General features: G+C 36.3%; 20 protein-coding genes and 2 pseudogenes. 11 read left to right on the top strand and 11 right to left on the bottom strand.

Translation table 11 applies throughout. The features are described 5' to 3' along the window. Positions 1–108 precede the first annotated feature (108 nt). The 5 genes from tilS to pmbA all read right to left on the bottom strand — a co-directional run bounded on the left by tilS (position 109) and on the right by pmbA (position 5,884). Positions 109–1,395: a tRNA lysidine(34) synthetase TilS gene (tilS, locus tag JP36_RS03475; protein WP_039172094.1), complete on the bottom strand. Its 1,287-nt coding sequence runs from the start codon at positions 1,393–1,395 to the stop codon at positions 109–111. A gap of 1 nt (position 1,396) precedes the next feature. Next, the gene (pdxY, locus tag JP36_RS03470) at positions 1,397–2,260 is read right to left on the bottom strand and encodes a pyridoxal kinase PdxY (protein WP_039171983.1); all 864 of its coding nucleotides are present in this window, start codon (positions 2,258–2,260) and stop codon (positions 1,397–1,399) included. A gap of 30 nt (positions 2,261–2,290) precedes the next feature. Further along, positions 2,291–3,244 carry an acetyl-CoA carboxylase carboxyl transferase subunit alpha gene (accA, locus tag JP36_RS03465; RefSeq protein WP_039171980.1) on the bottom strand — a complete coding sequence of 318 codons (954 nt, stop codon included), beginning with the start codon at positions 3,242–3,244 and terminating at the stop codon, positions 2,291–2,293. Positions 3,245–3,327: 83 nt separating this feature from the next. Continuing rightward, positions 3,328–4,272, bottom strand: coding sequence for a bile acid:sodium symporter family protein (locus tag JP36_RS03460; protein ID WP_039171977.1), 945 nt, complete (start codon positions 4,270–4,272; stop codon positions 3,328–3,330). 262 nt (positions 4,273–4,534) lie between these two features. Next, positions 4,535–5,884 carry a metalloprotease PmbA gene (pmbA, locus tag JP36_RS03455; protein WP_039171974.1) on the bottom strand — a complete coding sequence of 450 codons (1,350 nt, stop codon included), beginning with the start codon at positions 5,882–5,884 and terminating at the stop codon, positions 4,535–4,537. Positions 5,885–5,975: 91 nt separating this feature from the next. On the opposite strand from pmbA, the gene yjgA reads away from it, so the two are divergent. Beyond that, entirely contained in the window at positions 5,976–6,512 is a 537-nt protein-coding gene (gene yjgA, locus JP36_RS03450; protein ID WP_324606548.1) for a ribosome biogenesis factor YjgA, read from the top strand. Between the two features lie 113 nt (positions 6,513–6,625). After that, a complete protein-coding gene (gene sodA / locus JP36_RS03445) occupies positions 6,626–7,255 on the top strand; it encodes a superoxide dismutase [Mn] (protein ID WP_039171969.1) in 630 nt (209 codons plus the stop codon). A 107-nt stretch (positions 7,256–7,362) separates the two neighbouring features. On the opposite strand, the gene mpl is transcribed toward sodA, so the two are convergent. Further along, positions 7,363–8,739, bottom strand: coding sequence for a UDP-N-acetylmuramate:L-alanyl-gamma-D-glutamyl-meso-diaminopimelate ligase (gene mpl, locus JP36_RS03440; protein ID WP_039171968.1), 1,377 nt, complete (start codon positions 8,737–8,739; stop codon positions 7,363–7,365). Positions 8,740–8,907: 168 nt separating this feature from the next. Between mpl and JP36_RS03435 the strand changes: the two genes are divergently transcribed. Next, positions 8,908–9,417, top strand: a complete 510-nt coding sequence (locus tag JP36_RS03435) for a hypothetical protein (RefSeq protein WP_039171965.1) — start codon at positions 8,908–8,910, stop codon at positions 9,415–9,417. Here JP36_RS03435 and JP36_RS03430 read toward each other — a convergent pair. Then, positions 9,414–10,217, bottom strand: a complete 804-nt coding sequence (locus JP36_RS03430) for a hypothetical protein (protein ID WP_039171963.1) — start codon at positions 10,215–10,217, stop codon at positions 9,414–9,416. The genes JP36_RS03435 and JP36_RS03430 overlap by 4 nt on opposite strands. Positions 10,218–10,310: 93 nt before the next feature. Between JP36_RS03430 and gloA the strand changes: the two genes are divergently transcribed. From gloA to aphA, 8 genes and pseudogenes are all read left to right on the top strand, one after another. Continuing rightward, positions 10,311–10,721 carry a lactoylglutathione lyase gene (gloA, locus tag JP36_RS03425; protein ID WP_039171960.1) on the top strand — a complete coding sequence of 137 codons (411 nt, stop codon included), beginning with the start codon at positions 10,311–10,313 and terminating at the stop codon, positions 10,719–10,721. A 73-nt stretch (positions 10,722–10,794) separates the two neighbouring features. Next, the gene (gene rnt, locus JP36_RS03420) at positions 10,795–11,469 is read left to right on the top strand and encodes a ribonuclease T (RefSeq protein ID WP_052119436.1); all 675 of its coding nucleotides are present in this window, start codon (positions 10,795–10,797) and stop codon (positions 11,467–11,469) included. A 79-nt stretch (positions 11,470–11,548) separates the two neighbouring features. Next, on the top strand, positions 11,549–12,907 hold the full coding sequence (locus JP36_RS03415) for a Na+/H+ antiporter family protein (RefSeq protein ID WP_039171957.1): 1,359 nt from the start codon (positions 11,549–11,551) through the stop codon (positions 12,905–12,907). 314 nt (positions 12,908–13,221) lie between these two features. Continuing rightward, a pseudogene (locus JP36_RS11895) lies at positions 13,222–13,374 on the top strand (winged helix-turn-helix transcriptional regulator); the annotation flags it as partial. A gap of 210 nt (positions 13,375–13,584) precedes the next feature. Further along, positions 13,585–14,618: pseudogene (locus tag JP36_RS03410) on the top strand (ABC transporter substrate-binding protein). Positions 14,619–14,852: 234 nt separating this feature from the next. Beyond that, a complete protein-coding gene (locus JP36_RS03405; protein ID WP_039171954.1) occupies positions 14,853–16,907 on the top strand; it encodes an ABC transporter permease in 2,055 nt (684 codons plus the stop codon). 14 nt (positions 16,908–16,921) lie between these two features. Continuing rightward, the gene (gene fbpC, locus JP36_RS03400) at positions 16,922–17,980 is read left to right on the top strand and encodes a ferric ABC transporter ATP-binding protein (protein WP_039171951.1); all 1,059 of its coding nucleotides are present in this window, start codon (positions 16,922–16,924) and stop codon (positions 17,978–17,980) included. Positions 17,981–17,993: 13 nt separating this feature from the next. Then, entirely contained in the window at positions 17,994–18,701 is a 708-nt protein-coding gene (gene aphA, locus JP36_RS03395; RefSeq protein ID WP_039142707.1) for an acid phosphatase AphA, read from the top strand. On the opposite strand, the gene JP36_RS03390 is transcribed toward aphA, so the two are convergent. The 4 genes from JP36_RS03390 to JP36_RS03375 form a co-directional block, all read right to left on the bottom strand. Then, entirely contained in the window at positions 18,698–19,237 is a 540-nt protein-coding gene (locus JP36_RS03390) for a uracil-DNA glycosylase (protein ID WP_039142710.1), read from the bottom strand. The two genes, aphA and JP36_RS03390, sit on opposite strands and share 4 nt — an antisense overlap. 69 nt (positions 19,238–19,306) lie before the next feature. After that, positions 19,307–20,320 carry a porphobilinogen synthase gene (hemB, locus tag JP36_RS03385; RefSeq protein WP_039134373.1) on the bottom strand — a complete coding sequence of 338 codons (1,014 nt, stop codon included), beginning with the start codon at positions 20,318–20,320 and terminating at the stop codon, positions 19,307–19,309. Between the two features lie 121 nt (positions 20,321–20,441). Next, entirely contained in the window at positions 20,442–21,890 is a 1,449-nt protein-coding gene (locus tag JP36_RS03380) for a porin family protein (RefSeq protein ID WP_039171946.1), read from the bottom strand. Positions 21,891–21,992: 102 nt separating this feature from the next. Then, on the bottom strand, positions 21,993–22,733 hold the full coding sequence (locus JP36_RS03375) for a hypothetical protein (RefSeq protein ID WP_039171944.1): 741 nt from the start codon (positions 22,731–22,733) through the stop codon (positions 21,993–21,995). Positions 22,734–22,946: the final 213 nt, after the last annotated feature.

Genomic DNA, 22,946 nt, shown 5'->3' with positions numbered 1-22,946 from the left:
TAACCTAAGCACTCTCTTAGGTTAAAGCTCAGAAGGTAAAAACCAATATATAATAACCGGCATAGTGTTCTTAAAAAGATCAAGTATTCTGTCCACTATGCCTTAAAATCAAACAACGATAAAATAACCCACTGCTCCTTTCAGCTGTTCGTTGATAAAAATAAGTGGAATACGATTGCGTTGCCACGGTGGCACAGCAAGCATCTGCCATACTTTTTTAATGTCGGTATGTTTTGTATTAGCTTTAATTTTTACCGTTTTGGAATAGTGAAAACCGATAGTAATTTGGTATGGCGCTTTCGGTAACGGTAAAATTAATTGCTGTTGTTGCCACTCAAAATAAAGATAATGATGTTGTTGATAACAATACAACTCACCTAAATTATCTGGCAATATCACTGTTTCTCCAATTTGAATTGGCAACTTTATTGTGCGTAAATCTTGATAAATCGGCGTTAAATAGAGCTGTTGCTGATAACGCCGTACTACTTTTTGATTCAGCTGTAATTCCGGTTGACGATCATTTTTCGCTCCGACCACTTCATTCAGTAATACCTGCAACTGTTTTAGACTCGGCATTGGTTGTTGCAAATGTGCAAACCAATAACGTAATAAATAACGCTGTTTTGCCAAAGAATAGTCGTGAAATCCTTGCAAATTCAGACTATTATCTTCCATTAGGTGTTGTTGAAAAATAGGGTGTAGCAATTCTTCCAACAATTGCTCCTGTTCAGCACAATGTTGTGCAGAACGCACAATTGCTAAATCAATCGTTGCCCAGCGTTGTCGCAACAACGGCAAAACCTGATGACGTAAAAAGTTACGTTCGTAACGTAGGTCATCATTGCTTTCATCAAAAATGGCAGTTAATTGATTTTCCGCTAAATATTGCTCCAATTGTCGCCGAGTCACACTTAACAACGGACGAAAAATCGGCACAGAAAAGAGTCGGGATAAGGTTGGCATTGCGGCTAAACCTTTTACCCCACTACCTCGTTTTAATGCCAATAAAAAAGTTTCACTTTGATCATCCAAATGATGAGCAGTAACAAGCATTTCATTACTGTTGAGATGTTGTTGAATAGCTTGATAACGTGCCTGTCGTGCTTGAGCTTCAATATTACTGTGATCCTGAATTTGCACTTTTTCAAAACAGAATGAAACATTGAACTGTTGACAAAGTTGTCGACAATGATCTAGCCAATAATCGGAATTGTTGCTGATGCCGTGATGAATATGGATAGCACGAAACTTCAAAGGCATTTGTTCCGAAAGTCTCACAAAAAGATGCAACAGAACTGTTGAATCAACACCTCCACTCAAACCAACTAAAAACGCCTTGTTTTGCAAGGCGTTTTGTTCTATCTGTTGTCTTAGTACAGTAATCAAATCCATATTAAGCAATTTTCACCGCTTGATATTGACTGGTCGGTGTTACAATCAAATTGCGAGCGGCAATAATCTGCAATTCATATTTACCTGCTTCTTTGGTAACGGTCATTACATCATTAACTGCATTGGCAGTATGCTCAAACGCTGCTACTTCCGACTTTCCGTTCAATAAATTAGCAAGGAAAATGGCACTAGTCATATCACCCACACCCACCGGATCACGCCCAACAAATTCGTGCAACGGACGGCTGATATGCCACATTCCCTGTTGTGTCGCCAACACCATTTCAAATTTATTCGGGTTCTGCCCAACACGACTGAGATGCTTCACCAATACTTTTTTCGGTCCCTTAGCTAAAATGGCTTCTATTGCTTTTAATGCTTGAGTGAAATTCTCTACCGTTAAACCGCTTAATTCTCGTAACTCAACTAAATTTGGTGCAATAATATCCGCTTGGCTAATGACATCTTTTGCCAAAAATTCCGCCACCCCAGGCGCAACGACACAACCTTTATCTGGATGTCCCATCACCGGATCACAAAAATAGATAGCTTTCGGATTGGCTTTTTTAACAGTATTAACAGTATTGAGTATTTCTTGTCCTTGCTCCGCTGCACCGATATAACCAGACAATACCGCATCACATTCAGATAAAGCTCCGATATCAGAAATTCCTTGTGTAATTTCAGCAATCTGCTCCTTAGGAATTACCATTCCTTTCCAACGCTGATATTGCGTGTGATTAGAAAACTGCACTGTATTCAATGCCCACGCATCAACGCCGAGCAATTGCATTGGTAATACCGCCGCCTTATTACCAGCATAACCATAAACCACATGTGATTGAATTGATAAAACATTTTTCATTTCAATCTCTCCTTTTAATTCATTTCTATTCTAACAATAGCCGTAACTCATTAAACGTTGATAACGGCGAGCAAGCAAGGCTTCACTATCCAACACGGATAATTCCTCTAAATCAGCATTAAGTTGTGCTTTCAAATTTTGTGCCATCTGTTCCGGGTGACGATGCGCACCACCTAATGGCTCTTCAACAATGCTGTCGATTAACTCCAATTTTTTAAGACGATCTGCCGTTAATCCCATTACTTCCGCTGCAGTAGAGGCTTTATCCGCTTTTTTCCAAAGAATGGAAGCACAACCTTCCGGTGAAATCACCGAATAGGTACTGTATTGCAACATATTGACTTTATCTCCGACACCAATCGCCAATGCACCACCGGAACCGCCTTCACCGATAACAGTACAAACAATCGGCACTTTTAACATTGACATCTCACGTAAATTGCGGGCAATCGCTTCAGATTGACCACGCTCTTCCGCCCCAACACCTGGATAAGCACCTGGAGTATCAATAAAAGTGATAATAGGCATTTTGAAACGTTCCGCCATCTGCATTAAACGCAATGCTTTGCGGTAACCTTCCGGTGCCGGCATACCAAAATTACGCATTACTTTTTCTTTTACGGTACGCCCTTTTTGATGACCAATAACCATTACTGGACGATCATCCAAACGTGCAATACCGCCAACAATTGCTTTATCATCAGCAAAAGCACGATCCCCAGCTAACTCCTCAAATTCAGTGAAAATATATTGAATATAATCCAAAGTATACGGACGTTGCGGATGGCGAGCCATTTGAGAAACTTGCCACGCCGTTAAGTCGGCAAAAGTTTTTTTAGTCAGCTCTTCGCTTTTCTTTTTTAATCTTGCAATTTCTTCATCGAGATTGATTTTATCATCTTGTCCTGATACAGAACGAAGTGAATCAATCTTTGCCTCCAGTTCGGCAATAGGGAGTTCGAAATCTAAAAAATCTTGATTCATAAAGTTTCCTTTTGTCATTAGAGATAAACGGCATAAGAATGCCGTTTATTCTATGCTTTTTTTTATCAGTTTGCAGTGTTTTTCTATTTTGTTAACTTATCTTTATTATCTATATTCGCAAAAAAAGTGGCTAAAATCGGCCCGGAAATATTGTGCCAAAAACTAAACACAGCGCTCGGTACAGCTGCAATAGGATTGAAATAAGCGGTTGCCAATGCAGCCCCCAAGCCGGAATTCTGCATTCCCACTTCAATCGCCACCGCTTTACTATCTGCAAAATTTAACTTAAACAATTTTGCCACAAAAAAACCTAGCAAATAGCCTAAACTGTTATGTAACACCACCACAATAAAAATTAATAAGCCTGATTCAATAATTTTGTCCTTACTTACTGCTACTACTGCCGCAAGAATCAATACTATCGCAATCACCGACACCAATGGAGTGCAAGTACCTAATTTCACCATCTGTTTAGTCAATAACGTTCTTGCCACCACACCTAAAAATACTGGGAATAAAACGATTTTTAACACAGAAATAAACATCGCATAGGCATCAATATCAAGCCATTGACTCGCTAGCACATAGAAAACTACCGGTGTTAAGAATGGTGCCAATAAAGTAGAAACTGAAGTACAAGCAACGGAAAGCGCTGTGTTCCCCTTCGCCAAATAGGTCATTACATTAGAAGAAGTTCCGCCCGGACAAGCCCCAACCAAAATAATACCGACCGCTAAATCCGCCGGTAAATTGAAACCTTTTGCCAAGGCAAAAGCAATCAAAGGCATAATCACAAATTGTGATACCACACCGATTACTACGGCTTTTGGATGTTTAATCACTTCACTGAAATCATTAACCGTCAAAGTGATACCCATACCAAACATTACGATACCTAATAAATAAGGGACATAGGCAATCAATGATGAAAAATGGCTTGGAAATTGATAGGCTAAAAAAGCAAAAAGTAGAACCCAAAGAGAAAATGTTTTGCCTGCAAATTGGCTAATTTTTTGTAGTGTCTGCATAAATTTTATCCTAAATACAATTTTTAGTTGTTAAGTTTGAATGAAAGTTTATAAATTTACCTTTCTATTGAAAATTTTCAATCGTTTTATCTGTTAATTCAAAAAATAAAGGCGAGAACTCCTTTCTCGCCTTTATTTATTACTACAAATTTACTTTCTACTCTACTTTTACTACCCGGACTGCACTTGCAATGCTGACCTGAAAATTATCATATCAGATAAAAATATATAGTCAATAAGAATTATTCTCATTTATTAACTTCTATTCACCGGAAATTTTCATCTGTTCAATCAAAATTGAACCGGTACGAATATTAGAGCGCAACTCAACATCATCACCCACTGCAACAATTTGTTTAAACATTTCCGGTAAACTACCGGCAATCGTAATTTCAGAAACCGGAAATTTAATCTCACCATTTTCCACCCAGAAACCGGATGCGCCGCGTGAATAATCACCTGTCACTAAATTTACGCCTTGTCCCATTAATTCTGTCACCAATACTCCTGTTCCCATCTGTTTAAGCAATGCCTCCAGTCCTCCCTCACTATTCGCTTTAACCAACCAGTTATGAATACCTCCGGCGTGTCCAGTTGTCTGCATTCCCAATTTTTTGGCACTGTAAGAGGTTAAAAGGTAGGTTTGTAAGACACCATCAACAATAATATTATGATCGCTCGTTTTCACTCCTTCACTATCAAACGGTGTTGAAGCTAATTGGGATAAAAGGTGTGGACGTTCTATAATTTCAAACCAATCCGGCAAAATTTTCTCGCCCAATTTATCCAAGAGAAAAGAGGATTTTCGATATAGTGCACCACCACTGATAGCTGAGGCCAAATGTCCAATAACCCCAGTAGCAACATCATTGAGAAAAACAACAGGCACATTTAATGTACTAAGTTTTTGAGGATTTAATCTTGACAATGTTTTTTGAGCGCAATGTTCTCCAACCCAACTTGCCGTTGCTAACTCATTGAATTTTCGTGAAATAGTATATTCATAATCACGTTCTAAATGATCATTTTCAGAAGCAATTACGCTACAAGAAAGTGAGTAACGCGATGAAGGGTAACTATTCAATACTCCATATGTATTGCCATAAACTCGAATTCCTTCACTAGAATTAAAACTACCACCTTCACTATTGATAATTCTCTTATCATAATTTAGTGCTATTTTTTCTGTCTCTAATGCCAATGCCACTGCCTGATCCACACTAATATTTGCCGGATGATAAAGCTGTAAATCCGGTGGATTAAATTCCATCAACTCTTTTGGCGCTAATCCAGCGCTAGGATCTTCCGATGTATATTTTGCAATGGACAATGCCGATTCAACAGTCCGCTTAATCGCCTGCTCTGATAGATCCGATGTAGAGGCATTTCCCTTTTTATTACCAATATAAACGGAAATTCCCATTGCTCCGTCATTGTTAAACTCTAAATTTTCAATCTCACTTAGCCGAGTAGAAACGCTTAATCCACTCACTTTTGTCACTCCCACTTCTGCATCTGCCCCTGCTTTTTCTGCCAAAGATAATGCATAAGCGACCGCTTCTTTTAATACTGTTTGTTGTTGTTCTATATCTTGTTTTTTTATCTGTTCCATTTTTGTTCACTCTAATCATTCTGATTTGATTTTCGGAATTTTAGCCAACTTCTGCTACAATGGCGAATTATTTTACTACCAATAGGAAACGATTATGCGACATAGAAATAAAGATATTGAATGGCAGCAAGAAGAAGATGAAGAAGAGATTATCTGGGTAAGCAAAAGCGAAATAAAACGTGATGCTGAAGCCTTAAAAAAAATGGGAGAAAAAATTGTTGCATTATCGGATAGTGCTTTGAGTCAGATTCCATTGGATGAACAACTTACCGATGCTGTTAATTTAGCAAGAAAATTGACACGTGAAAGTTATCGTCGTCAAATCCAATTTATTGGGAAATTATTACGTCAACGAGATATTGAACCATTACAAGTTGCTTTAGATAAACTCGAGAATAAACATAACCAACAACAGATTCTATTACATAAAATTGAAGCTTATCGCGAAGCATTATTGAAAAACGGAGATGAAACGATTAACCAGCTTTTGAATGATTATCCCACATTGGAACGCCAAAAATTACGTACTTTAATTCGGAATGCACTGAAAGAAAAAGAAAAAAATGCACCGCCTAAATCTTATCGAGAAATCTATCAATATCTAAAAGCACATATTTTGGATGTATAGGTTTATGTTATCGGAAATAGAGGTGCTTTCTTTCAAAAAATTTGTTACACTTCTCCCCGATTTAATACTGATGATACTTTTTATTAATATTTTTAACAAAAAAGGATGAAATTATGGCTTACACATTACCTGAATTAGGTTACGCTTACGATGCATTAGAACCACATTTCGATGCATTAACTATGGAAATTCACCATTCAAAACATCACCAAGCTTATGTCAATAATGCCAATGCATTACTTGAAGGTTTATCTGAAGAATTAAAAGCAATGTGTCCAGGAAAACTTTCTGCAAACTTAGATAAAGTACCGGCAGAAAAACGTACCGGTTTACGCAACAATGCTGGTGGACATTTTAACCATTCCCTTTTCTGGAAATCATTGAAAAAAGGCACTACTTTACAAGGAAAATTAAAAGAAGCAATTGAACGTGATTTCGATTCTGTTGACGCTTTCAAAGCAGAATTTGAAAAAGCTGCTGCAACTCGTTTCGGTTCAGGCTGGGCGTGGTTGGTATTAAAAGACGGTAAATTATCTGTCGTTTCTACTGCAAACCAAGATAACCCGTTAATGGGTAAAGAAATTGCTGGTTGCGAAGGTTTCCCTCTTGTTGGTCTTGATGTTTGGGAACACGCTTATTATTTGAAATTCCAAAACCGTCGTCCGGACTACATTAAAGAATTCTGGAATGTTATTAACTGGGATTTCGTTGCTCAACGTTACGAAGAACATTTAGCAAAATAATTTTAAAAAATTTGATTACATATTTGAAATAAAGCCGCATCCACTGCGGCTTTTTTCATTTAATCCAACTTTTGAATACAAATCTTATTTTCAACCTTTTTGAGCGACTACTGTTCTGCCTTTTCTCTCAAGTTCTGCAATATTTTTTGATGTATTCCGCCAAAGCTGCCATTACTCATCACTAAAATATGATCCGTAGGCTGGGCTTCTTCGACAATTTTATCAACCAATAAATCAATATCTGCCGTCCAAACAGCCGGCTGAATGCACTGGTTAGCAATATCAACCACTTGCCACGGCAAATTTTCGGGTTGCAATAGAAAAACATAATCAGCCCTCACTAAAGCAGGTGCAAGTTCTCCTGTATGAACGCCCATTTTCATTGTATTAGAACGAGGTTCCAGCACTGCTAAAATACGAACACCGCCACCGACTTTATCCCTTAATGCAGTTAATGTTGCCGAAATTTCCACCGGATGATGGGCAAAATCATCATAAACAGTAATTCTGTTCACTTCACCCTTCACTTCTAAACGACGGTTAGCATTCACAAAAGTAGCAAGAGCTTTACAAGATTGTTCTATACTAACACCTACGTGGTAAGCTGCTGCAATCGCCATTAAAGCATTAAACATATTATGCTGTCCGATAATATTCCACTCTACTTCTGCTATTTTTTGCTGTTGATGATAAACCTCAAATTTCGTACAGTCATTATGCAAACGTTTTGCAAACCATTCTTTATTTTCGCCTATAAACTGCTGTTCACTCCAGCACCCCATCGCCAATGTCTCTTTCACACTGATCTCATCAGCAAAAGATAAAATACGCCCTTTCGATGGAATAGTTCTAATCATATGGTGAAATTGACGTTGAATAACCTTCAGATCATCAAAAATATCAGCGTGATCAAATCCAATATTATTAATAATCAATGTCTTAGGATTATAGTGGATAAATTTAGAACGCTTATCAAAAAAAGCTGTATCGTACTCATCAGCTTCAATCACAAAAAATGGCGATTTACCTAAACGCGCGGAAATACCGAAATTTCCTGAAATACCACCAATTAAAAATCCAGGTTGCAATCCGGCTTGATCTAAAATCCACGCTAACATTCCTGTCGTTGTAGTTTTACCGTGTGTTCCAGAAACAGCCAATACCCAACGATCTCTAAGCAAATTGTCGTGCAACCATTGCGGCCCTGAGGTATATGGTAAATTATTGTCTAAGACATATTCCACACAAGGATTACCACGTTTCATTGCATTACCAATAATTACAAGATCAGGAGCAGGTTTTAGTTGTTCAATATCATAGTTCTGAATAATTTCAATTCCGCTTTTCTGCAAAAAAACACTCATTGGTGGATAAACATTGATATCTGAACCAGTAACTTTGTACCCCAATTCCCGGGCAATCATTGCCAATCCGCCCATAAACGTGCCACAAATCCCCAAAATATGAATATGTTTCTGTTTCATTATATATCCTACTTTACCTACTTTTATTTTAATTAAACATTCCTTTTAATTGAACTGTAAATAATATTATCTAAGTTCTATTTCAGCTCTTGCTCTAAATTTGCGTAATATTTAGCTAACTGTTATCATTCCGCAATATATAAATAAGCGACTATTTAGGATCAAGATATGAATAGTAAATTTCAAATCACTTCTATCAGTATTTTAACCCCTATCTTTGCGTTTATTCTAGCAATTTTTATCATCATTTTCAGTACTCAAGCACTTGCCGAAGTGCCTCCTAATTCATTTACTAATAAACCGTTTGATTCTTATCGACTTGTTGACATACAGGTTATTTCACAAAATATCCAAAAACAAGATAACGGAAAATTAATGTTTTCAACAACTTATCTTATTAAAAATAAATCTTCACAAAATATAAAAAAATTGACTTGGTATGCTGTTTTTATTTTTAATAATCGTATTATTGATAATCGCCTTTCTCATATTAATTTTAAACAATTCAATATTCTTAAGCCCAACCAACAATATTATCTGATCGCATTTACTCCTGAAGATGAAATGCCTACTTTCAGTAAAGAGTTATTTACCAGTGACAGTTCTGATATTAAGGTTAAGCCGATTATTAAATCAATTGTTTTTGATGACGGCTCAACCTCTATAAAACATAATTAAAACAATAAGATCGGAGAAAACGCAGATAATAAAATCATTATTAACAACAACCAATAATAGGCTTTTTCTTTGCGTATTATTGGGTAAGCCCAACCAGCTAATAATAGTAAATGACAGATAAAATAAAAAGAAAGATGTAGGATATTCCGGTCAATCTTTACACCATCGATATAAATAATCGCTATTGCAACTAAAGCAAATATACTACTGGCAACCAAAGCAATTAATACAAAATAAGGCAAAATTTCAATTAGTCCATTTAATCTGTTATGAGAAACTAACAGCCCCCAATAAGCCAATGTTATACCTAAGACAACTTGCAATAATGGATTAAATGTTAAACTGGTCTGTAATTCAAATAAAAATAGTGGAATTAACGCTAAAATCAAACCAATGATTCCAATCACTACACCTAACCATAGTATCGCACGTCGTAACTGCTCTTCTTTGGGCTGTTGCCAAGTAGTTAAAGTGAAAGCAAGACCGCAGCAATAAGCCAATCTAATCGGCAAATAAACCTGCACTTGGAAACAAGTTACCAATAGCCATCCTCCCCAAAAGATTAAGAAATAGAGGTTCCATCGACTTAACCTTGAACGCTGTCCATTGCATATTTCTCCTTTAATAAAAATTAACTGAGAGATCATTTGAGCTACTAACACCGCAATTAATAGATGAGAAATAATGGACTCTCCTACCGGTTTTTCCATTAATAAGAAAAAATCAGCTAATGCAAGTATAAAGATAGGTAAAATCGATAAACCTATAACTTTAATTTTTGACTCTTCTTGATTTGACATATTTAAATAACCTTTACAAAATTTTGTGATTTACATCGCATATTATGGCATAATCACTCGGTTTTTTCTTTAAATTAATCTTTCGGAGGAAATATGCGTTTATTACATACTATGCTTCGCGTTGGTGATCTTGAACGTTCTATCAAATTCTATACCGAAGTTTTAGGAATGCGCGTTTTACGTCGCAGTGAAAACCCTGAATATAAATATTCCCTTGTATTCATCGGTTATGACGATGAAGATAAAACGGCTGTAATCGAATTAACTTATAATTGGGGCGTGAGTCAGTACGATTTAGGATCCGCTTTCGGTCATATTGCTATCGGTGTTGATGATATTTCTGCAACTTGTGAATCAGTGAAAGCAGCCGGAGGTAAAGTAACACGTGAACCGGGTCCGGTAAAAGGTGGAACAACCGTAATTGCATTCATTGAAGATCCTGATGGTTACAAAATCGAATTTATTGAAAATAAAAGTGCGAAAGACGGTTTAGGTAATCATTAATTTTCTTTAATTACACTATGTTTTGCTCACTCCTCTTTTTCGAGGAGTGAGTCATTTTTAAAGGTAACATAATTTGGATACTACGCTTTCTCAAACCTCGGAAAATAACGCAACAGAAAACAGTATAAATTATCAGCTACTAAAACATCGTTTCCGCGGTTATTACCCTGTTATTGTGGATGTTGAAACCTCCGGTTTAAATGCGCAAACGGATGGACTACTTGAATTAGCCGCCATCACTGTAAAAATGGATGAGCAAGGATTATTGTATCCCGATGAAAAATGCCACTTTCAAATTAAACTTTTTGATGGCGCAAATGTTGATCAGAACTCATTAAAAATTAACGGCATTAATCCCGATGATCCACAAAGAGATGCGGTTGATGAACTCACCGCATTAACCGGATTTTTTCAAATGGTTAGGCGTGGTCAAAAAGCGGCGGAATGCAAACGTTCAATATTGGTCGCCCATAATGCAATGTTTGATTACAATTTTTTAATGGCTGCCATTAATCGTACAGGCATCAAGCGCAATCCGTTTCACCCATTTTCAACCTTTGACACCGCCACCTTGGCTGGATTTATGTTTGGGCAGACTGTTCTTCGTACAGCCTGTGACAATGCAGGAATTCCATTTGAACCAAGCAAAGCCCATTCAGCACTTTATGATACTGAAAAAACAGCAGAATTATTCTGCTTAATGGTGAATAAATTAAAACAAGCTAATATTTTTCCACCACAACTTTAAGATGTAAAAATTTCTTGATAAATGGTTAAATTTTAGTAAATTATGGAACTTCTCATAATCAACTTAAGGAACACAACATATGTTATTCAGCAATGAAGTTGTTATCTCCATTCTCGTGTTGCTTGCACTGAGTTTGATGCGTATCAACGTTGTAATTGCCCTAATTATTTCTGCACTTACTGCAGGATTAGTTGGAGGTTTGGATCTGAACAAAACCGTTTCAGTTTTTACTGATGGTTTAGGTGGGGGCGCTTCAGTCGCAATGAATTATGCTATTTTAGGTGCCTTTGCTGTTGCCATTTCTAAATCAGGGATCACAGATTTACTCGCTTACAAAGTGATTGTTCGTTTAGGTCATACACCTAGCCATAAAACACTATTTTGGTTTAAATACTTTTTACTTGCCGTGTTATTGGCATTTTCTGTCTCTTCACAAAACCTTTTGCCGGTACATATTGCTTTTATTCCTATTGTTGTACCACCATTACTCAGTATTTTTAATAAATTAAAACTGGATCGCCGAGCCGTAGCCTGTATTTTGACTTTCGGTTTAACTGCAACTTATATGTTGTTACCTGTCGGCTTCGGAAAAATCTTTATTGAAAATATTCTTGTCAAAAATATCAATGAGGCAGGCGCACAATTCGGACTGCAAACTTCTACTGCGCAAGTGTCGCTAGCGATGTTGATTCCGGTTATTGGAATGATTTTAGGATTGTTGACCGCCATTTTCATCACCTACCGTAAACCTAGAGAATATATTGTTCACGGCAGTGAACCTACCTCTGAGGATTTACAACATCGTATCGCTAACATTAAACCATTTCATATCTGGATTAGTATTATTTCCATTGTTGTTGCATTTACCTTACAACTATTCACTGACTCCACTATTGTTGGTGGTTTAGTTGGTTTAATTATATTTGCCTTAGGTGGTATTTTTAAACTGAAAGAGAGCAATGATGTTTTCCAACAAGGTTTACGTTTGATGGCAATGATCGGTTTTGTGATGATTGCCGCTTCCGGCTTTGCCAAAGTGATTAATGAAACCGGCGGTGTGACTGAATTGGTGCAAACTTTCAGCAGCACTATCGGTACTGATAACAAAGGGTTTGCCGTATTCTTAATGTTATTGATCGGGCTATTTATCACAATGGGTATCGGCTCATCATTCTCTACTGTTCCAATCATTACATCAATTTATGTGCCATTATGTGTTAGTTTCGGTTTTTCGCCCTTAGCTACCGCTGCAATTGTTGGTGTATCTGCTGCGTTAGGCGATGCTGGATCACCAGCTTCTGATTCAACATTGGGTCCAACATCCGGTTTGAATATGGATGGAAAACACGATCATATTCGGGATTCAGTCGTACCAACATTCATTCACTACAACATTCCGTTGTTAATTTTCGGTTGGATTGCGGCAATGACTTTGTAATATCGTACAATAAAAAATATTGAAAAAGGCTGAATTGTGATCTGCACCCCTAAAGTTGGACTTATTATCCAACATATAAAGGTGCAGATTTTTTATGACCAAATACAGTCACACATTTAAACAACAAGTTGTAAATTTCTACTAATCCTTATAACTTCAATCTAATATTTCAGCATCATCAGCTGTGAATGAATCAAGAGAGTGTTCTTTTACTTGGATACATACATAAGTGATTGGTATATCATTTCCTGCAAAAAATTGTCTTCTAATAGCCGGCGAAATCCGTAACCAATCACTTTCAAAGGCAGTTATGTAATGATGGAATTGTCTTTAGAAAAGATTATCAAACAAATCCACCAAAAGTGGAATATGGGCTAACTACTTTAGGCAAAGAGTTACTTCAAGTTTTAAAATCTATGGAACAGTTCGGTATTTATTACAAGTTTGTTACAGATAAATTAGAATAATCACAAGAACAATGCATCGGCGATTAATGCAAAAGCTTCATTATCGTTGTTTTCTTTCTAAACAAAATTATATCTATCAGAAAAATAAATTTACTTATTCGCTCATATTTTTCATCAAATAAGTTTACTTTTGTGAATTCGCTCACATTTCCAGATAAAAGTTTTTCATATAATAACGAACAAATTTTTCATTATAGAAGGATTATAGCTATAAATTTATCAACTTCATTAAAACTTTCTACATTAGCCATTAGTACCATTTTATTAGCTTCTACAGCTCAAGCATCCGGACGTTTAGTCATTTACTGCAGTACAACCAATGAATTATGTGAAACTGAAACACAAGCATTCTCAAAAAATATGATGTTAAAACTTCATTCATTCGTAACGGCTCCGGTAGCACTTTTGCTAAAGTTGAAGCGGAAAAAAATAACCCTCAAGCTGATGTTTGGTATGGAGGTACTTTCGATCCTCAATCCCAAGCTGGGGAATTAGGTTTATTAGAACCTTATCAATCAGCAAACTTGTCGCAAATTATCGAAAAATTCCGAAATCCAGGCAAAGTCAAAGGAAATCTATCCTCTGCCATTTATATGGGAATTTTAGGATTTGGTGTTAACACTGACCGTTTAGCAAAATTAGGTATTAAAGAAACACCAAAATGTTGGAGTGATTTGTTAGATCCGCGCTTAAAAGGCGAAATTCAAATTGCTGACCCACAAAGCTCCGGTACCGCTTATACCGCCATTGCTACATTTGTCCAATTATGGGGTGAACCGAAAGCATTTGAATACTTCAAATCCTTAGACAAAAATATTTCACAATACACCAAATCCGGTATTACACCATCACGTAACGCCGCACGTGGTGAAGCCACTATCGGTATCGGCTTCTTACACGATTATGCCTTAGAAAAAGAGAAAGGCGCACCACTTGCCTTGGTCGTTCCTTGTGAAGGCACAGGTTATGAACTCGGTGGCGTAAGTATCTTAAAAGGTGCAAGAAATCTAGACAATGCCAAACTTTTCGTTGATTGGGCATTATCTAAAGAAGGTCAAGAACTTGCGTGGAAAAAAGGTCAGGCTTTACAGACTTTAACTAACACTACCGCAGAACAATCTCCTAATGCATTTGATCCGACAAAACTTAAATTAATCAATTATGATTTTGAAAAATTCGGCTCAAGTGATGAAAGAAAACGTTTAATCAACAAATGGGTCAATGACGTCAAATTAAGCAAATAATAAAACAAAAAAATAGCTATGGGGAATTTATTTCTCATAGCTATTTGCTTTTTATAATTTATTCTCCTATCTTTTGGGAGTATATTTTTATTTTGTAGGGTTGTATGTTTCAATTCTCAGAAAGACCATAAAGCATTGCTCTATGAATCGCCCTGATGAGAGCTTAAACCTCTCCTAAATTAAATGTATCCTACCACCGAAAATGATGAGGTTTCAACCACTAAGGAATTTTTGATGGACTCAACAAAATTTTCAATAAATACTACTACGACCTGGATTTTGATTAGCTTTCTTGCATTTGCGATTCTGCCATCATTTGCTTTGGATTATGGCTTGCTAGAATCTACTACTGATGAATTTTTAGCCGCAATGGGATGGCACTCGTTTAATCTAAGTTGGTTTTGGTTTTTCTCTTTGGCTATTTTCTGGTTCTCCCCTCATCTTGGGTTATCTCAAGAAAAGGAAGCAAAATTTGAATTAGTTGCGGTTTGTATTATCGCTTTATTTACTTTTATTTCCGCCAATATTTATCACTTGAGCTTAGGTTATGCTGTTATCGTACAAATTATTACGCTAACTGCTATCGCTACTAATGCCTTAGCTAAGCTCAAAATTATGCAAGGCGATAAATTTATTATTGCTTCGCTGCTCGCCATTATCTTATTAATTTTCTTTTTTATTGTTTATCCGACCTTAGCCATCTTCATTTCAATGTTTTATGATGGCAATGAATTTAATCCAAGCCAATTTATCCAAATTATCACTCAATCTTATATTTTGCGTGTCATCCTCAATTCGGTATGGCTATCTGCCTTTGTCGGTTTTCTTTCTACCGTTTTTGGCTTGGCTTTTGCGCTTTATACCACCAGAATCGCCAAACGTACCGCTTTTATCGGCAAAATTTTCTCCATTCTGCCTATCGTTACACCACCGTTTGTTGTCGGTTTAGGGGTAACATTGATGTTGGGGCGTTCCGGTTATTTAACTGAATTTTTAGTGCAACATTTCGGTTTTACCAACACAAACTGGCTTTATGGCTTCAATGGTATCGCTATTGCACAAATCTTAGCGTTTACCCCGCTTGCTTTTATGATTTTGGAAGGATCATTAAAATCAGTACATCCGTCCATTGAAGAAGCCTCTTACACATTAAGAGCTAATCGTTATCAAACCTTCTTTCAAGTTATTTTTCCATTATTAAAACCGGCTCTTGCTAATGCGTTTTTGTTGGTTTTTATCCAATCTTTAGCAGATTTCAGTAACCCATTAGTATTGGGAGGCAGTTTCGATGTTATCGCCACTCAAATTTATTTCTATATTGCTGGTTCACAACTTGATTATGCTTCCGCCAGTACATTAGGCACAATTCTATTGTTGTTCTCTCTCGGTATTTTTATTGTGCAATATATTTGGATCGGAAATCGCTCTTATGTGACTGTTTCTGGTAAATCTTATCGTGGTGATGTACAGGATTTACCTACCGGATTAAAAAATGCCATTATTGCCTTATTAGCAATTTGGATTATTTTTAATGCCACACTTTACGGCAGTATTTTTTACGGTAGCTTCACTGTCAATTGGGGTGTTAATTACACTTTAACCCTTGAAAATTATGCTTCGCTATTCGGTCAAGGATTTAGTGACGGTGCGTGGCCATCTCTAATCAACACTATTATTTATGCCGGTATTGCTGCTCCACTTACTGCACTATTCGGCTTATTAATCGCCTATATTGTGGTGCGTAAAGAGTTCACCGGTAAAAAAACATTAGAGTTTTTAACTATGCTCTGTTTTGCCGTACCAGGAACCGTTGCCGGAGTATCTTACATTTTAGCCTTTAATGATGCTCCGCTCTATATCACCGGTACCGGTGTCATCATTATTATCTCAATGGTAATGAGGGATTTACCGATTGGGATGCGTGCCGCTATTGCCGGTTTAGGGCAGTTGGATAAATCATTAGATGAAGCTTCACTTTCTTTAAAAGGAAATTCGTGGAAAACATTAATTTATGTCACTTTGCCATTGCTTAAACCTGCACTACTTTCCGCATTAATTACCAGTTTCGTTCGGGCAATGACCACTGTAAGTGCGATTGTATTCTTGGTAACTGCCGATACTCGTGTAGCCACTGCCTATATTTTAAACCGTGTAGAAGATGGTGAATACGGTATTGCAATCGCTTATGGTTCATTGCTGATTGTAGTGATGATGGCAATTATTTTATTCTTTGACTGGATGGTCGGTGATACTCGAATTTCCCGTTCAAAAGCAAAACAAATGAATTAAATTGAGGTTGTTTTATGAATAACGATAATAACTTTCTTGTCTTAAAAAATGTGACAAAACGCTTTGGTAAATCTGTTGTGATCGATGATCTCAGTTTAACCATTAAACGTGGCACAATGACCACATTGCTAGGTCCTTCAGGTTGCGGTAAAACCACCATTCTACGCTTGGTCTCCGGTTTGGAACGCCCTACCAGCGGACAAATCTTTATTGATGGTGAAGATGTGACGAAATCCTCCATTCAAAGTCGTGATATTTGTATTGTATTCCAATCTTATGCCTTGTTCCCACATATGTCGATTGCAGATAACGTAGGTTATGGCTTAAAAATGTTGGGAGTTAATGCTGAAGAGCGTAAACAGCGCATTGAAGAAGCATTGGAGTTGGTCGATCTAGCCGGTTTTGGTGATCGTTATGTCGATCAAATTTCCGGTGGACAACAACAACGTGTAGCATTAGCTCGCGCTTTAGTATTAAAACCAAAAGTTTTACTTTTTGATGAGCCGCTAAGTAACCTTGATGCTAATTTACGCCGCAGTATGCGTGAAAAAATTCGAGAATTACAGCAAAAATTTAATATTACTTCTCTCTATGTTACTCACGATCAAAGTGAAGCTTTTGCCGTTTCTGATGAAGTAATTGTAATGAATAAAGGTAAAATTATGCAGAAAGCACCTGCAAAAGTGCTTTATCAACGACCTAACTCTCTCTTTTTAGCTAAATTTATGGGTGAAGCCAGTATCATTGAAGGCTATTTAGAAAATAATCAATTAAACATTAATGGCTATCAATTAACATTGAACCAAGCTCAGGAGTTCAATGTCAGTAATGGTGAATGTTTGGTCGGCATTCGTCCAGAGGCTATCCATCTACTTACCCAAGGTTCACCGGAAACACGTTGTCAAATTAAATCAGCAGTTTATATGGGAAATCATTGGGAAATTGTGGTGCTATGGGGCAATAATAGACTATTAGTGAATTTAGCACCTGAGCACTTCGAGGAAAATTACCAAGTAGTCTATATTGAACTTGCTCCATCTGGAATATTTTTATTAAATAAATCAAACAATTAAGAAGGATATAACTATGCATAATTTGAAAAAATTAGCTCTCATGGCTATTATTGCCGGTGTCGCCACTAATGTTTTTGCTGCCAAAACTGAACCTTATACTCAAGAAGGCACAAATGCACGTGAAATGTTACAGCAAGCACCAATTCATTGGGTTTCAATTGAGCAGATTAAAAAAAGTTTAGAAGGTAAACCGGCAATCAATGTCAGTTTTGATATTGATGATACCGTATTATTTTCCAGCCCTTGCTTCTATTACGGACAACAAAAATATTCACCAAACGGTTTTGAGTATTTAAAAAATCAAGATTTCTGGAATGAAGTCAATGCCGGCTGCGATAAATATTCTATTCCGAAAGAAGCTGCCAAAGCATTAATTAAAATGCACGAGGAACGTGGCGACAGCGTTTACTTCATTACCGGAAGAACTGCCGGTAAAACAGATGGTGTAACCCCAATTCTACAAAAAGCATTAGGAGTTAAAAATATGCATCCGGTTGATTTTATGGGAGATCGCCCACGTAATACCAAATATAACAAAACACCGGCTATTTTAGAGCATAAAATCAGCATTCACTACGGTGACAGTGATGATGATATTCTAGCAGCGAAAGAAGCTGGTATTCGTGGTATCCGTATTATGCGTGCCCCGAACTCCACCTACTTACCAATGCCTACTTTAGGCGGTTACGGTGAAGAAGTTTTGATTAACTCAAGCTACTAATCCAAATCATTCCAAACATCGCCCAATGTGAGAAAATCCTGTTTCAGCATTGGGCGCATTTTTCCATTATGCATTGCCGCTGCCGGATGATACATCGGCAATAATAAAAAACAGTGTTCATCCTGCATCAAGGTGTAAACTTGCCCGTGAACTTCACTGATTTTAAATTCTGGCAGAAATGCAGACAACGCAATACGTCCGCACGGCACAATAATTTTAGGCTTAACCTTCGCAATTTCCGCACGTAGTAAGCTGTTAAATGCTGTAATTTCTTTCTTGTTAGGATTACGTTTTTCCGGTCTAAACTTAACCACATTGGTCAGATAAATATTCTCTCTGGTCAATCCAATAGAATCTAATAACTGATCAAAAAATTTACCACTCGTCCCAGCAAAAGGTCCTTTACTCAGCTCATCTTTCCCAGGAGCATCACCAATAAACATTATTTCAGCTTGAGAATTACCCCAAGCTGGAACCAATTGATATTGAAAGAATTGTTGTTGTAACTGTTCAAACTGTTGTTGAATTGTGTTCATAGCCTATTTCAAAAAAATACGGATTACATAAATGTAATCCGGAAATAAATAATGAATGAAGAATTATCCTTACTTTTCTTCCGCTAACCAAATAGCCACTTGTTTAGCGAAATAAGTCAAAATACCATCCGCTCCGGCACGTTTAAAGCAGAGCAATCCTTCTAAAATGCTCTCTTTTTCTTTTAACCACCCATTTTGAATTGCAGCCATCTGCATTGCATATTCTCCAGAAACTTGATAAGCGAAAGTAGGTACACCAAAATGCTGTTTAACACGCCATAGTACATCAAGATAAGGCATTCCCGGTTTAACCATCACCATATCAGCCCCCTCCTGAATATCCAACCCAACTTCTTGCAATGCTTCATCGCTATTTGCAGGATCAAGTTGATATGTAAATTTATTACCACCTTTGATATTACTTGATGAACCGATTGCATCACGGAATGGTCCATAAAAACAAGAAGCATATTTTGCAGAATATGCCATAATCAAGGTATTAATAAAACCTTGTTGTTCAAACTGTTGACGAATTGCTCCAATACGTCCATCCATCATATCACTAGGTGCAACCACATCAGCTCCAACTTCAGCGTGGGAAAGCGCCTGTTTAACCAATACTTCAGTAGTAATATCATTCAAAACATAACCATTTTGATCAATAATTCCATCCTGACCGTGAGTAGTAAAAGGATCAAGTGCCACATCAGTCATTACCCCCAGCTCAGGATAAGCCTGTTTCAATGCACGTACGGTACGTTGAACTAAGCCATCCGGATTATAAGCCTCTTCCGCCATTAATGATTTTTTCTCTTGTGGCACAACTGGAAATAAAGCAACCATCGGTACACCATATTTCACTAATTCTGCTGCTTCAATCAATAATTGATCGATAGTCAGACGCTCCACACCCGGCATCGAAGGCACTGCTTCACGCTGATTTTCACCTTCAATCACAAATACTGGATAAATCAAATCATCGACACTTAATTTATTTTCCGCCATTAAACGACGACTGAAATCTTGTTTACGCATACGGCGCATACGACGTTCAGGAAATTGTGAAAAAATTTGTTGAGTCATTCATTAGCTCCTTTACTCATCAAAAATACTGTTAGGATAGCTATTATAATGAATTAACATTAGCGAATATATGCTTAAAATACGTTATCCTCTTTTTAAAGGCTGAGAATGTCTTATTCTTTTAAAAATTTTTTTCAAAAACAATATTAAATTGTTTTTCCTGATAAGAATAAAGTGATGGAAAATTACTCTGTTGTTTCTTCCATATCAGCTGTAATTTAGGTGTAATACCAAACAAATGCCAATCACGTTTCCAAAGAGCAAAATAAGTATGATATATGTGATCTCTTCGATTTTTACCCAATGGAAACCGGTTAGCTAATTTGAATTGATCTTGATACTGTCTTTTACTAATAGAAAAATTCATATGTGAAGAAATGCCTTTTCCCCACTCTTGCCCCCAACCAAAACGTAAAGTATAACTATTATTGCTATACTGTTTGATTCTGGTATTTTCTTGCTCTAGATTAAATCCTATATGAAAAGTTTGTTGTGGATTTCTTATCCAAAATAATGTTGTCGAAAATAATTTATTTGCTCCATTTAAATAATCATAATTATTATAACGTTGCTTAACATACTCCAAAGCAGAAGAAATTTGCCAATTTATAGATAACCAGCGATTATATTCTGCACGTATTCCCGTTCCTTGTTGATAACGCTTATTCCCAATCCAACGCCTTTCATAAAGAGATAATAAACGCACACTCTGTTTTGAATTTTTATTTACATAACCTAAATAACTACGGTTATATGTATCATTATAATCACGATTATCCCAATAAAACTTACCAAACAAATTAGTTTCAAAAAAGAAATAGTGTGAATCTTTAATATTTTTCTCTTTTGCTAATATCAATGAATAAGCAATACCATGAGCAGATTGTGGCAACATTGAATCAGATTTCACAAATCCTGTTTGTTCAATATTACGATCAGAAGAGGCATCATTTACATTATTATCTTGTTCATAATTTGCAGAGAAACTAATTTGCCAAGCACTATTATCATCAATTAAACGTAAATATTGTTCTACCATTTTCGCCACTGCTATTGGTAAATTTTCATCAGATTTCACTTTTTCAAATTGTTGCTTTGCAGAACTAAGCTGCTTATCATTAAATAATGCTATTGCTAATGCAATTCTTGCAGGATTCATTTTAGGATTTATAGCTAACAATTGTCGAAACTTTGCAATCGCTTGTGAATAATTTTGCTGTGATTCAGCTAAAGCACCTTCAGCAAATAAGATGAGTATTTTATCTTGTTGTTGATATTTCTGATAAATAGGCAATAACATCTTAATTATTTTAAAATGTCGATATATTACCGCTTGATATAACAATTTCTTTACTAAGATAGGATCTTTCTCCACATCTTTTAAAGAAATAGATATTTTACCTTGTATCACTTTAGCTATTTTATCGTCCAAGTGATCTAATGTTGCATTGAATACAGGTGAGTGTAGCTCTGTTTTATAAGTTTGAAGAGCAACATTATCACTTGCTGTTGCTATCGCAGAAAATGTGAATAAGCCACAGAAAATTAAAATTAATGTCTTGTAAATCATAAGAAAACAATAAGAAATTTAAATACTCTCTGCCTATTACGTTAATCTTTTTAATGATAAATAAAAAACGCCCATACTGGGCGTTTAAAAATGAAAATAAGTTTATTGTTTTTTTGCCTGATATGCCCCAGAAATAACAGATTCTCCTTCCTTGTTCTTCAGATAAAATACGCCTAGTGTATTCTCTGCTTTATCTTCTTTTCCTGCAAACACCCCTGTATACTTGCCCTCATATTCTGCAGCAACAGCATTACCTTCATAGTAGTATTGCTTCTCTGTTAAGGTCACATTTTTCAATTCAATTTGCTTAATATTATTAGCCTGTACCTCAATATTACCTGAAACTGTCTGATCTTTTAATTCTAACGTTAATGAACCATCTTTTTCTTGCCCATCAATTGTCATTTTTGCCAAACCTTTATAAATTGCATTAACAGCTTGAGCAGGATTTTCTAAAACATATTTCTGATCTACTTCATAAAAATAATATTTATGATTATTGTAAGGGTAAGGCATTTCTGGCATAGTAAAATAACCATAATAACCAATATCACTTACAGGATTTGCTGTTTTATCAAAACTGAGTACAGTATTCTTTTGACGTTCTTGACGAAAATCCCCATCCATTCCAACGAAAGTGAAAACATCCCCTTCAGCTTTCGATGGCTTAAATGAAGGCTCTTTTTTCTCTTGTTTATTTTCTACTGATTGTTTATCTTCTTTTGAAGATTTATTATGACTAGTATTATTTTCTGTAGAAGAATTAATACCGTCTTGTTGCTCATCTTGAACAGGATTAATTACAACAGCATTATCTTTTTGCGAAGAATTCCCCCCCCCCACTAGAGTTACAAGCCGCTAAAATAAACGATAAACCAAACAGAATAGATTTATTTAATAATTTCATAAAAACCCCCATAAAGTTGATACTTTTAAAGTGGTATAGTATACCTACTTTTACAAAAAATAAAAGTACCTAAATTATTAACAAAATATTAATGTTAAGTGAATTTTTATTCATAGTAATATTATTATAAAAAAACCGAACCTTTGAGG

This window comes from Gallibacterium genomosp. 1, assembly GCF_000771875.1.
In the GTDB taxonomy this organism is placed as follows: domain Bacteria; phylum Pseudomonadota; class Gammaproteobacteria; order Enterobacterales; family Pasteurellaceae; genus Gallibacterium.
The sequence above is the reverse complement of the archived record's forward strand: the minus strand, read 5'-3'. Positions and strand labels throughout refer to the sequence as shown.

Bases quoted from the DNA above. Each gene is read 5' to 3' on its own strand.
- hemB (WP_039134373.1), bottom strand. From the start codon at position 20,320: ATGACTCAACAAATTTTTTCACAATTTCCTGAACGTCGTATGCGCCGT.
- JP36_RS03380 (WP_039171946.1), bottom strand. From the start codon at position 21,890: ATGATTTACAAGACATTAATTTTAATTTTCTGTGGCTTATTCACATTT.
- tilS (WP_039172094.1), bottom strand. From the start codon at position 1,395: ATGGATTTGATTACTGTACTAAGACAACAGATAGAACAAAACGCCTTG.
- JP36_RS03435 (WP_039171965.1), top strand. From the start codon at position 8,908: ATGAATAGTAAATTTCAAATCACTTCTATCAGTATTTTAACCCCTATC.
- fbpC (WP_039171951.1), top strand. From the start codon at position 16,922: ATGAATAACGATAATAACTTTCTTGTCTTAAAAAATGTGACAAAACGC.
- pmbA (WP_039171974.1), bottom strand. From the start codon at position 5,884: ATGGAACAGATAAAAAAACAAGATATAGAACAACAACAAACAGTATTA.
- aphA (WP_039142707.1), top strand. From the start codon at position 17,994: ATGCATAATTTGAAAAAATTAGCTCTCATGGCTATTATTGCCGGTGTC.
- JP36_RS03430 (WP_039171963.1), bottom strand. From the start codon at position 10,217: ATGTCAAATCAAGAAGAGTCAAAAATTAAAGTTATAGGTTTATCGATT.
- JP36_RS03405 (WP_039171954.1), top strand. From the start codon at position 14,853: ATGGACTCAACAAAATTTTCAATAAATACTACTACGACCTGGATTTTG.
- JP36_RS03460 (WP_039171977.1), bottom strand. From the start codon at position 4,272: ATGCAGACACTACAAAAAATTAGCCAATTTGCAGGCAAAACATTTTCT.
- JP36_RS03390 (WP_039142710.1), bottom strand. From the start codon at position 19,237: ATGAACACAATTCAACAACAGTTTGAACAGTTACAACAACAATTCTTT.
- accA (WP_039171980.1), bottom strand. From the start codon at position 3,244: ATGAATCAAGATTTTTTAGATTTCGAACTCCCTATTGCCGAACTGGAG.
- sodA (WP_039171969.1), top strand. From the start codon at position 6,626: ATGGCTTACACATTACCTGAATTAGGTTACGCTTACGATGCATTAGAA.
- gloA (WP_039171960.1), top strand. From the start codon at position 10,311: ATGCGTTTATTACATACTATGCTTCGCGTTGGTGATCTTGAACGTTCT.
- JP36_RS03415 (WP_039171957.1), top strand. From the start codon at position 11,549: ATGTTATTCAGCAATGAAGTTGTTATCTCCATTCTCGTGTTGCTTGCA.
- mpl (WP_039171968.1), bottom strand. From the start codon at position 8,739: ATGAAACAGAAACATATTCATATTTTGGGGATTTGTGGCACGTTTATG.
- pdxY (WP_039171983.1), bottom strand. From the start codon at position 2,260: ATGAAAAATGTTTTATCAATTCAATCACATGTGGTTTATGGTTATGCT.